The organism is uncultured Microbacterium sp. (genome assembly GCF_963521695.1).
Classification (GTDB): Bacteria; Actinomycetota; Actinomycetes; order Actinomycetales; family Microbacteriaceae; genus Microbacterium.
On the sequence record NZ_CAUQWC010000348.1, the window covers coordinates 1 to 2,568 of the forward strand.

Here is a 2,568-nt window from a genome sequence, read left to right on the forward strand (position 1 = left end):
TCGCGGCCCGAAGCCCCCGTCGCGGCCCGAAGCCCCCGTCGCGGCCCGAAGCCCCGGTCGAGTGTCCAGGACACGCCGCGCGGCGAGTCGGGAAGCGGCGCTTCGTGGAGAGTCAACAGCCTGTGCGCTCGGCGCTCAGCACCGGTCTTCCTCCGCCCGCGCCGTGGCCCCGGTCGCGGCCCGAAGGCCCGGTCGCGGACCGAAGCCCCGGTCGAGTGTCCAAGACACGCCGCGTAGCGAGCAAGGCCGCGGCGCGTCTTGGACACTCGACCAGCTCCCCGACGTCGAGACAGGGCGTCAGGAGCCGGGCAGGGCCTCGAGGGCGGCGGCGAGCGCGTCGATCGCGGGGCGCTGGCCCTTCACGAGGGCGGCGCGCGCGGCATCCAGGTCGGTCCACTCGGCGCGGTCGACCTCGGGGAACGACGCGGTGCGACCGGAGCGCGGCGGCCACTCCATCTCGAAGGTTCCGTATGTGAATTCGGATGCCGTGAACCCGGCGCCGTCGCCCACGAACACGACGACCTTCTTGCCGCTCGAGGACGCGAATGTCCCCAGCTCAGCCCAGTCGACGTCGGGCGGCTCGACGCCGAGCTCCTCGCGGAATTCGCGCTGCGCGGCATCCAGAGCTCCCTCGGAGTCGGGGTCGAACTCGCCCTTCGGGATCGACCAGGCGCCCGCGTCCTTCTTCGCCCAGAACGGTCCGCCCATGTGCGCGATGAGCACCTGGGGCGCGGGGGTGAGACGGTACAGCAGCAGCCCCGCGCTCCAGGCGACCATCAGGACACCGTCGCCGGAACCCGGTTCGCCTCGTCGGCGATGATGTCGGCGCGCTTGCGGTAGGTGCGGGCCGACACCCGGTCGAGGGCGATCTGGCCGCGCATCTTCTCGGCCTTCTCGTACAGCGACGGACCCCCGAAGCCGGTCAGCACCTTCACGAGCACCGGAAGCAGCTCGATCATGAAGAACAGCGCGGCGATCAGGTAGTGCGCCCAGCGGAGCACCGGCTCGCGGTCCGATAGTCGCTCGAGCGCCGTGATCTGGCTCAGCAGACCCACCGCGCCCGCGTTTCCGTCGGCGACCGACTCGGCGCGCGCGTTGTAGGCCGCCAGCGCCGATTCGTACTGGGCACGGGCGGCGGGCAGCTGATCCTGCGCCTGCTGCTTGTTGGAGTCCGCGGTGGATGCCGCAGCCTCGGTGCCCGCGGTGTTGGCGGCCGCGAGCGTGGACTGCGCCTGGGCGAGCTGCGTCGACAGGGAATCGTACGCCGACTGCGCCTGGGCGAGCTGTGCCTGCGCCGCGTCGGAGCTCGCGCCGCTGCCGGCGAGACCGGTGCAGCCGGGAACGGTTCCGGCGCCCTGACCGGTCAGTTCGCACTGGTATACCGCGCGCGCCTGATCGATCACGCTCTGCTGCGCCGCGAGCTGTTGCGTGAGCTGGTCGACGGTCTGCTGCGCGGCGGCGGACTCGGCCGATGTCGCCGAGGTCCCCGTCACGATGCCCGTCGCCGCCTGGTTCTCGAGCGCCGACACCTGCGCGCTCGCCGCGTCGAGCGCCTGCTTCTCGGGGCCGCCCGTCACGGCATCCTGATCCGTCAGCGCCTGCGTGACGTTGGTGGAGTTCACCTCGCGCACGATGTCGTTCTGGAACACCTGCAGCACAAGGGGCTCCGCCACCACGATGCCGATGAGCGCTGCCATGATCACGCGCGGGAAAGCGAGACCGAGCAGCCGGAAGATGTTCTTGGTCGAACGCATCGTCGAGGTGAGGAAGCGGTCGAGGTTGAAGATGATGAGGCCCCACACCAGCGCGAGCGGGATCGCGAGCAGGATGCTCACGCGCACACCGGTGAGCAGGGCGAACATCATCGACAGCGCCGAGACGAGGGCCGTGCCCGCGAGCACGAGGAACATCTGCACGAATCGGGGGACCTCTTCGGGCACCTCCTCGAGCACGTCGTTGTCAGCGCCGCCGAGAACGGCCATGCGGCGGATGAGCGACAGGCGCGGGCGGCGCGGGTCGTGGCGGCGCAGACGCGGCTGGCGGGGTTCGGATGCCATCGGGCTCGGTGCCGCTTCGGGCTGCGGCGCGCGCCCGTCCGGCGCGACCCCGACCGACTCGCGGTCGAGGCGGAGGGTCTCGTCGTCGGGCGCGGATGCCGCGGAGTCGCCGTCGTAGCGGAGGGTCTCGTCGTCGGGAGCGGATGCCGCGGAGTCGCGGTCGAAGCGAAGGGTCTCGTCGGCGGCGAAGGGGTCGCGGGGTTCGTCGTCGGCGGGTGGGGCGCCCCACGGCTCGGAGGTGTGATCGGGTGTCGCGGCGTCGGGTGTCGCGGCGTCGGGTGTCGCGGCGTCGGGTGTCGCGGCGTCGGGTTTCGCCGCGGTCTGAGCGGCGAGGATGTCGTCGAGATACTGCTCGCGTTCCTCGTCCGTTGTGAACTCGATGCGGCCGTCGGAGCCGAAGCGGCCGGGCCGGTGAGCGGAAAAGGACATTCGCACAGGGTACGTCGCGATCCCTGCCCGCTCCTGAGCGCCGCCTGAGGCGCTGCCCAGCGTCGGGCGCGCGGCCCGATCG

At 71.7% G+C, this 2,568-nt stretch carries 2 protein-coding genes; both read right to left on the reverse strand.

Annotation, left to right across the window (positions count from 1 at the left end):
• Positions 1-297: 297 nt before the first annotated feature.
• Positions 298-777 (reverse strand): NUDIX domain-containing protein, encoded by a 480-nt coding sequence (locus RWP81_RS16210; protein WP_314457851.1) that lies wholly within the window; start codon positions 775-777, stop codon positions 298-300.
• Entirely contained in the window at positions 777-2,486 is a 1,710-nt protein-coding gene (locus RWP81_RS16215; RefSeq protein ID WP_314457853.1) for a DUF4407 domain-containing protein, read from the reverse strand. Before RWP81_RS16215 ends, RWP81_RS16210 begins: the two co-directional genes overlap by 1 nt.
• Between the last annotated feature and the right edge of the window lie 82 nt (positions 2,487-2,568).

Bases quoted from the DNA above. Each gene is read 5' to 3' on its own strand.
- RWP81_RS16210 (WP_314457851.1), bottom strand. From the start codon at position 777: ATGGTCGCCTGGAGCGCGGGGCTGCTGCTGTACCGTCTCACCCCCGCG.
- RWP81_RS16215 (WP_314457853.1), bottom strand. From the start codon at position 2,486: ATGTCCTTTTCCGCTCACCGGCCCGGCCGCTTCGGCTCCGACGGCCGC.